Annotated in this window: 6 protein-coding genes; 5 read left to right on the forward strand and 1 reads right to left on the reverse strand. The window is 43.8% G+C overall.

What is annotated here, in order from left to right:
• Window positions 1–30 precede the first annotated feature (30 nt).
• Complete coding sequence (locus tag U9Q77_12295) at window positions 31–3,150, reverse strand: BamA/TamA family outer membrane protein (GenBank protein MEA3288138.1); 3,120 nt, start codon at window positions 3,148–3,150, stop codon at window positions 31–33.
• Window positions 3,151–3,332: 182 nt separating this feature from the next.
• Between U9Q77_12295 and U9Q77_12300 the strand changes: the two genes are divergently transcribed.
• From U9Q77_12300 to ppk2, 5 genes are all read left to right on the forward strand, one after another.
• The gene (locus U9Q77_12300) at window positions 3,333–4,103 is read left to right on the forward strand and encodes a UDP-2,3-diacylglucosamine diphosphatase (protein MEA3288139.1); all 771 of its coding nucleotides are present in this window, start codon (window positions 3,333–3,335) and stop codon (window positions 4,101–4,103) included.
• 73 nt (window positions 4,104–4,176) lie between these two features.
• Entirely contained in the window at window positions 4,177–5,280 is a 1,104-nt protein-coding gene (locus U9Q77_12305; protein ID MEA3288140.1) for a hypothetical protein, read from the forward strand.
• Window positions 5,280–6,059 carry a hypothetical protein gene (locus tag U9Q77_12310; protein MEA3288141.1) on the forward strand — a complete coding sequence of 260 codons (780 nt, stop codon included), beginning with the start codon at window positions 5,280–5,282 and terminating at the stop codon, window positions 6,057–6,059. The genes U9Q77_12305 and U9Q77_12310 overlap by 1 nt, the downstream gene beginning before the upstream one ends.
• A 139-nt stretch (window positions 6,060–6,198) precedes the next feature.
• Entirely contained in the window at window positions 6,199–7,173 is a 975-nt protein-coding gene (locus U9Q77_12315) for a polyphosphate kinase 2 (protein MEA3288142.1), read from the forward strand.
• Between the two features lie 17 nt (window positions 7,174–7,190).
• Window positions 7,191–8,186 (forward strand): polyphosphate kinase 2, encoded by a 996-nt coding sequence (gene ppk2 / locus U9Q77_12320; GenBank protein ID MEA3288143.1) that lies wholly within the window; start codon window positions 7,191–7,193, stop codon window positions 8,184–8,186.
• Window positions 8,187–8,421: the final 235 nt, after the last annotated feature.

Genomic DNA, 8,421 nt, shown 5'->3' on the forward strand with positions numbered 1-8,421 from the left:
TCCGTCCCAATAACCTGATCAGAGTTAGCATTAAAAATCTAATCCCAGCGACCAGATATGTTGACGATTATCCCAAAGAGGGCTTCTGGACATATCAAAAGCCATATCATAGCGCAACACAAAGATGCCCAGGTTCATGCGCATTCCAAAACCGGTTCCCCAGTAACTGTTCTGCTGATCAGCAATCAGTGCATCTGTAAAACTGCGTCCCGCGATCTGTTCCTCGTCCCAGGTTTTAACCCAATCACTAAAGAGCTCACCGCGCACATTACCCAGGACCATCGAAACCGGCCATTTCAGAGATAAATATTCAATAAAGGGGAAGCGGAACTCCGCATTAAAGGCCGCATAATGATTTCCCACTAAACCAAAATAGGGCGCTCCTCTAACCGGAAGCACATATTCGGAAAAGTAAAGATCCTCATAGTCAGCCAAATAGTTAATGTAGTTATTATCCAATCGATAATTGATCCAGTTTCCCATTCCTCCGGCCATAAATCTTTCCGATTGCCGACCATGACTGCTGGCAGCTGAAACACGTAAGGCAAAGGAATATTCCCGGGTTACCTTGAAGTACCTGCGTATATCTGTTCGCAAGGTTACAAACTGCCGGGAAGAATTCGGCATATCGGGTGAAAATCGGACAGATAGATCGGTCCGCCAGCCATCGATGGGGTAAAGACTACCATAGAGTACATTGTCAAAACTCATTTTGATCTCGGGCAAAACATAGCCTGCGTTGCTAGAAAAAACCTGAGCATCAGCATTATCCAGCATATTATCCAGAGTCAGTTGTTGATAGATATTCAACCAATTGAGATTTACTTCAAGCCGACTGTATTTACTGAAGGGATAGTCTAATCCAAACACCGAACCATATTTCCGGAAGTGCCAGAGACTCAAATTGTAGATATCACCGCTGATGTAGTCATCAGGAAAATTATACAACATAAGATGAAGATTCGTTCTATTGGGTAAGTAGTCGTACCCCAACAGCAGATCTGAATTGTCCAGATTACGATAAAGTTCAAATCCGAATTGAATGCGGTGATTTCCCATAATATCAGAGAAAATCATCAACGCATTTCCCTGCACTCCAAAGAAATTGCTGTAGCCTGCTTGAGCATCTACCAGATCAACAGTAAACCGGGTCTTATATTTGTTGACCTCATAGGCACCCGTGCTATCTCTGGTTTCGATCACCAGAGGCTCTGGAGCCGTGCCTGTTGAAGCATTATTGAAATTATTATTGTAGGCAAAAACGTGAGTTTCAAAAGGATTCACCTTAATTTCCTCAGGGACCGGAAGTGTATCAGAGTAGGTCAGATCCAATTGCACATTTTGCCGTTTTAGATAATTGGACAGTGTCGGCTTAATGACATCAAGCGTTCGATTCAAGGGATTGTTGATGGTAAAAATATCCCAGCCACCTTTTTCATACCCGGCAAACACCAGACGAGAATCATCCTTACTCCAACTGATCTGAAATATGCCGGTCATTATATCGGAATAGGCCGTCTCAATCTCAGTAGCAAGGTCATAGAAGTAAATATTCCAGATACCACTTCGATCCGAAGTATAAGCCAGTGTAGCAGTTGTATTCGCATAGGAAGGTGAATCTTCGCTGCCAGGACTGTTGGTGATCCGCTTGATCCTACCTGAAGCAACATTGATCGTATAAATATCCGTTGATCTAAAATCATGTTCACTTAAGAGCGCGCGGGCTTGAGCAGATCCCGGTTGGATGTTTCCTGTTAAAAGATTTTTTCCACGATCTGAGACAAAGGCCAATTCACTGCCATCAGGTGACCAGGCCGGTCGTGTATCAGCAAACAGATCGTAGGTAAGCTGGGTGACCTGTTTGGTTTTGATCGAGTATAAAAAGAGATCACTGGCTCCATCCAGCAAACCTGAAAAGGCAACGAATTGTCCATCAGGAGACCAGGCAGCGGTAAATATTCCATCCAATCCCAGTTTGCGGGTATGTCTTGTGTTTTTCTCCGTATCATAGAAGACCAGTGCATCTTCATCCCCTGATTTGGCGGCAAAGACCAGATGACGATTGTCAGGTGCCCAGGATAAACCGGGACTTAGCCACTTCAATTCCTCCAGTTCAGCTGTTCGCTGGCCTGAGACAATTTTTTTCAAATTTCCACCATTGTCGGCTGACATCACATAGACATCAGCATAGCCGGAACGATCCGAGAGAAAGGCGACCTTACCTCCATTGGGTGAAATGGCAGGACTAACATTAAAATAGTTTTTAATTTTACTGTGATCTGTAAGCTGATATCCCAGATCATCCAGGTTGCTGCGCCCTTCAATATCGGGCCAATAATCCTTACGGACCGCGAAATGCCACTTTTCTGTCAGGGTCTCCAAATCCAGGTGCAGAGTATGTTCGATGGCTTTAGGGATATCCTTAAAATGGCGAGTTTCATGAAATATCTCCCCAATTCGTTCAACACCAAAAGTTTCTCCAATGTAGCGTACAACGCTTTGACCACCTTTATAGGCCATGTAGTAATTCAAATACTGGATCGGGGGTAAACCGCCGTTGATGGCAGCATCCCGAATGATCATATCCGCCCGGGAGTCCCAATCGAGTGATGAGTATTCAGCGTATCCTTCAGCCAGCCACAGGGGAATATTCACCCGCATTTTCCCCGAAACTATGGACTGTACATTCCCCCCAAAGATGAGATCATTGACCACAGCGTGGGTCAATTCATGATGGATCACATGTCTAAACTGCTCGTAGCTTCCCTCGAAAGGCAAGACCACTCTGTTCTTAAACAATTCTGTAAAACCACCAATACCTTCCTGCAAATATCCCAGGGTCACATTGGTTTGCTGGAAATCATTGTGTGAGTTGTAAACCAGAATAGAGACGCGTTTGCTCAAGCGCCAATCGAGCTGATAGGAAATTTGATCGTATGACTTTTCAGCCACATCCGCAGCATAATAAGCGATAGCTTCGCCCCCATCATAAAAATAGATATCAAAATGTGGGGTTTGAATATATGACCATTCCATGCCTCTGAACTGAACCTTGTTCTTACCGAATTTTGCCTCCACCGGGTTGAGCATGAAAGTCAGCAACAGGATGGTAGTGAATATGATCGTAGAAACTGTATTATTTTTTTTCATAGAGTATTATTAAGCCAGGAATTCCTTTTGGTTCCAATAATTCTGTGCAAGATAAGTCGTGGTATAAGACTTGTCAAACGCTGAGACCCAAGAAAACCAGTCTATTTGAAATGATTGGGTGATTATTTACTGTTGTTAAAAATTAGCATTCAACTTCAATGGTTCCTGATTAATTTGAACCCATGAAGCCAACTGCATATTTTTTATCAGATGCCCACCTGCGCATTCAGGTGGATGACTTGGAGCGTGAACGTCGGCGTGAACTTTTTCGCCTGATGGATCAAATAAAAGCCGAGCAAGCCACCCTGTTTATCGTAGGTGATTGGTTCGACTTTTACTTTGAATACGGGTCGGTGGTCACTCAGACCTACTACGATGTCTTTACAAAAATGCGGGAACTGGTCGAGGCTGGAATCACCATCCACTATTTTGGTGGTAACCATGATTATTGGCTTGGTGACTTCATGGCGACGGAGATTGGGGTTCAAATCCATCAACAGGAAACCCAGATCGAATTTGCCGGGAAAAAATTCTGCCTACTCCATGGTGATGGACTTGATCCAGAGGATAAGGCTTACCTGCGTTTGCAGCGAGTCATTCGTAACCCGTTATTTATATGGTGCTTCAAGTGGTTGATACATCCTAATATTGGCCACTGGCTCGCCAGAATGATCTCCAAACACAGTCACAAAAAGTACAAAACTGAATCAACTGAAGCCCTTCTGAACAATATTCGAAAGAATTATGCCTTTGCTGAGGATAGATTTGCCGGGGGTGTTGATTATTTGATCACGGGACACATCCATTACCCCAAACTGAAAACATTTGGTGAAAATGTCTTTTTAACTATTGGTGACTTCCTTAATTATTACTCTTATGGCTATTTTGATGGAGTGAATCTATCACTTAAGCAATGGCCAGTTAAGCAATTGGAACAAAGGGAATTACCTTGACTTCAAGCTGAATTTTCGATAAACTAATCTGATATTTTTCACGCGTTATTAATAGGAATTGACGGACTTCAACATGAAGCATTTATCTATACAATTACTGGTGATCCTGTTGATGGGCATCTTGCTCGGATCATTTAATGCCTGCAGCTCCTCTGGTGAGATCACTACCGATGTGATCAAAAAGAACTACAGCGACTATCGTGACGGCAAGAAAAAAGCACTGAACAACCTGATCAGTTATTATCGGGATCCCAGTTTACCGATGGACATCCGTCAGGCAGCCTTACTAAAAGTGATCGAGTCCAATGACCCGATTGGTCTGCAAGCTATTCGAAATTCACTTAAGGACGGCAGTGACCTGGATTTTACCCTGTTTCAAACCGGACTGAAAGCCCTGGGCAAAACCAAGGACGTGGAAAATACTCGTACGATCCTTCAGGCGATGCAAAAGAGTCGCGCTGGTTATGTCACGGTTCGGGATGAAATGTTCAGCATCATTGAAGGCCAGGTAGATGCCCGCTCAGTTGCTTTGATCCTAAAACTATATGCAGATGCTCAGGAAGACTACTCCTCCTTTCTACAGAACCTGACTTTGACACTGGGAAAAATGGATGATAAACGAGTCGTACCAATTCTTATGTCCATTGCCTCCAATAAGAAGGTCGATATTGGAATTCGTAATCTGGCTGTGGAGATCCTGGCCACCAAGAATGATCCCGCTGTCGCACGGTTATTGGCAGAAATGCTGGATAATCCAGCAACCCAAAAACAAGTCAAAACCTATGCTATCTCCATCATTGATGAACTGAAAGATGAACGGCTACTGATCAGCTTGATCGATGCCCTGCACAGTGAGCAAGCCACTTACTATTCCATGTTGGATGCCATTACAGGCGCATTGGGTAACTTTGACGATCCTGAATTAAAGATGGCCATGATCAAGGTGGCTCGGGATGATCAGATGCCCAGTCGGTTTCGCAAAAGAGCTCTACAATCACTGTCTGTTTATAAAGATCCAGCTATTGCCGGCCAACTCATTGATATACTGGGTAATCCCGACAATTTTATTTTTTACGATGATATTCGCGAATTGGTCGAGAGTATTGACAGCCCTGAGTTAAAGCAAAGATTACAGCATGTAGCACGCTCTACGCAAGCAACATGGGAGCGTGAATAATGATCACTCTGAGACCAGGTATAAAAATTTTGACGCTGCTTTTAATCTGTCTGCTACCCCTGATGGGTCTGGGTCAGAAAAAAAAAGACGGCACCAGTCAGGGCTCGGATAAACGAGAGTTCTTCGAACCTGCTCTAAATGTAAAAAGCACCGAAAAGGCCGTTAAGGAACTACGGGAAGATATCCACCAGATCCAGAATGAAATGGATCATATGCGCCTTAAACTGCGTGAATATGATGACCTGAGTGCACCTCGGATACGACGGGAGATCAAACGACTGGTTAATTTTCCAGAAAAAATCAGCGAGATCACCCTAAAAAATGGTACCATCGTTCAGGGAAAGATCATTTCTGAAGATCTGGATAAAATTGTTGTCCAGACCAACATCGGAACTTTGGCCATTGTTCAGGAAAACATAAAAGAACTCAAGCCTTATGATCGTCTGCACGCTGATGTGGTTCTCAAGGGAGAATTTGAGGATCAACGGCACTCGGATAGTCGCGTTTTCATCGGACAGATCAATAACAAGGGATTACGACGGGCTGATTTCGTTCGAGTCAGATTCAGACTACACGATAGAAAAACCAACATTATTGCTCAGGATTCCTCATTTATCAGCGGTGAACCCTATTCTTTTTATTCTGGTGTCGTGAGTGAGAGTTCACTTTCACCTGGCGAATCTTCCCTGTTTCGGGTTGAGGTCAAATTGCCTGTTGGCGTTGATGCCAAGAACATTTCCTATGTTACTTACAAGGTTTTGTTCGACGAGTTTAATTAGATTTTCTACTCGAGAAGCTGATCGTTCAGCTTCTTCTGAAACCATTTCGGGGGATTATAATTGTCAGATCACTAACTGATCATGGTTTTTTACACAAGATCATTCTGACACAATCCATAGCTGCTAAACCTGGAGTACTATGATGAATATTGATGATAAATCTATCCCGGAGCCATCCCCTATCCCAAATCCAAAACCTACTGATACGATTCGTTCGGTTATCAGTAAAATTGAAAAGCAAATGGACTCATCCTTTGGAAAAGCCGATATGGATGAGATCAAAGATGCCCTTAAGAAAAAACAAAAACGGCGTATCGTCAATGCTGCCCTTGATAAATATCAGCAAAGTGAAGAGTTGAAACCTTATCAGGCTGAATTGATCAAGCTGCAGCAGCATATCGAACAACGCTGCAAAAAGATGATCATCATTTTCGATGGACGGGATGCTTCTGGTAAGGGGGGCACTATCCGACGGATGACACGTTACATGAATGAAAAGCGTTATCGGGTCGAGGTTCCCGGGAAACCTTCGCACAGGCAACGATCCGAACTCCATTTGAAACGCTACATTGAACGTTTCCCTTCAGTTGGTGAGATCGTCCTTTTTGATCGAAGTTGGTACAACCGGGCACTGGTTGAGCCAGTTATGGGATTTTGTACGCAAACTCAGTACCGTGAATTCCTTAAAACCATTAATTCCTACGAGCATAATTTTGTCAGCGATGGGAATACAGTTTTACTCAAACTGTATTTTTCTGTTTCGAAAGAAGAACAAAATCGTCGTTTTGAGCGTCGCATGAATGATCCTCTGCGACAATGGAAGCTTAGTGAGGTGGATCTACAGGCTCAGGATCTGTGGGATGAATTCACTGAAAAGAAATTCAAGTTACTTCAAAAAACCAATTCCAAGGAAGCACCCTGGTATATTATCCGATCCGATAGTAAGCATTTGGCAAGGTTGGAGACCATGAAACTGATCCTGAACTCCATTCGCTATCGCGGTCGCAGCCGATCTTTAGATTTCAAGCTGAATGAAGATGTGGTCATCACGGGCGAACGGGAATTGAAATTAATGGAAAAACAACGTCGCAAACACGGACGATTTATCGGTTAAGAGCAAGGGGAATGAAAATGGAAAAAGCACCTACACCCAGAAAAGCAACCTCAAGCAACGGTACCAAGGCTTCCAAACCGGCTGTTCGTACATCGGCAACAAAAACACCTGCTCCCGTTGTGCCAGCAAAAACCACTAAAAATCCGGTCAAGGTCAAGCTGCATGAAGGCACTGCATTGAAGAATATCCATGGTGCTGATTCCAAAGGTCGGGTGGCCATATACGTCAAGAAAAAAACCCTGGATTATGAAATAGAGATGCGGCAACTGCAAATCGAATTACTCAAACTGCAGAAGCATGTAAGAAAAAACGATCTGCGCCTCCTCATGATCTTCGAGGGCCGTGATGCAGCCGGCAAGGGTGGTACTATCAAGCGCATCACTGAACATCTTAATCCGCGTGGTGCTCGCGTCGTAGCTCTGGAAAAACCCAGCGACCGGGAGCGAAACCAGTGGTACTTTCAACGGTATATCCAGCATCTTCCAACCAGTGGCGAAATAGTTCTCCTGGATCGCAGTTGGTATAACCGAGCCATGGTTGAGCCCATCATGGGGTTTTGCACTGATGAACAAAACAAACGCTTTTTGAAAGATGTTCCTATGTTTGAACAAATGCTGGTAAAAGATGGGATCAAACTTTTCAAGTTTTATTTCTCGGTTTCCAAGGAAGTCCAGCTGGCCAGATTTAAAGCACGTGAGACAGACCCCTTGAAACAGTACAAGATATCGCCAGTAGATATGGAAGCTCAGAATCTCTGGGATCAATATTCGGTGAAGAAATTTCAGATGATCTCAGAGACCAACCGGACGGTGGCTCCCTGGACTATCATCCGCTCTGACCATAAAAAGAATGCCCGGCTCAATACCATCAAATTCATTCTGCAAAATATTGACTACTCTGAAAAACTTGCAAGTGAGAACTTCGTGACTGATCCTGAAATAGTCATTTCCGGAATTGATGAGCTCAAACTCATGGAAGACCTGCTTATGACCCCGGAAAAACTTCCGGGATAGTCCGGTTCATCAGGAAATTAAAAAAATATATTTTGGATTTAATGGCTACTTTGGAACTGAAAATGGTATAAGACCCTTTTCAGTTCCATCTGCCTGGTAGCGTTGTCATTGCCAGTGCCTTTGGACGTAGCAATCTCCAAAATTATGCTAGGCTTCAGAGATCGCCGCGCGTTGCTCGCGAAGACAAATACCGCGCATCTTGAACTGCACTTGGTATAATACCATGTGACCTACT

It is taken from the genome of Candidatus Neomarinimicrobiota bacterium (assembly GCA_034716895.1).
Taxonomy (GTDB): domain Bacteria; phylum Fidelibacterota; class UBA8477; order UBA8477; family JABMPR01; genus JABMPR01.

What these genes read in the sequence shown, in the direction of transcription:
- U9Q77_12295 (MEA3288138.1), bottom strand. Translation starts at nt 3,150, where the DNA reads ATGAAAAAAAATAATACAGTTTCTACGATCATATTCACTACCATCCTG.
- U9Q77_12300 (MEA3288139.1), top strand. Translation starts at nt 3,333, where the DNA reads ATGAAGCCAACTGCATATTTTTTATCAGATGCCCACCTGCGCATTCAG.
- U9Q77_12305 (MEA3288140.1), top strand. Translation starts at nt 4,177, where the DNA reads ATGAAGCATTTATCTATACAATTACTGGTGATCCTGTTGATGGGCATC.
- U9Q77_12310 (MEA3288141.1), top strand. Translation starts at nt 5,280, where the DNA reads ATGATCACTCTGAGACCAGGTATAAAAATTTTGACGCTGCTTTTAATC.
- U9Q77_12315 (MEA3288142.1), top strand. Translation starts at nt 6,199, where the DNA reads ATGATGAATATTGATGATAAATCTATCCCGGAGCCATCCCCTATCCCA.
- ppk2 (MEA3288143.1), top strand. Translation starts at nt 7,191, where the DNA reads ATGGAAAAAGCACCTACACCCAGAAAAGCAACCTCAAGCAACGGTACC.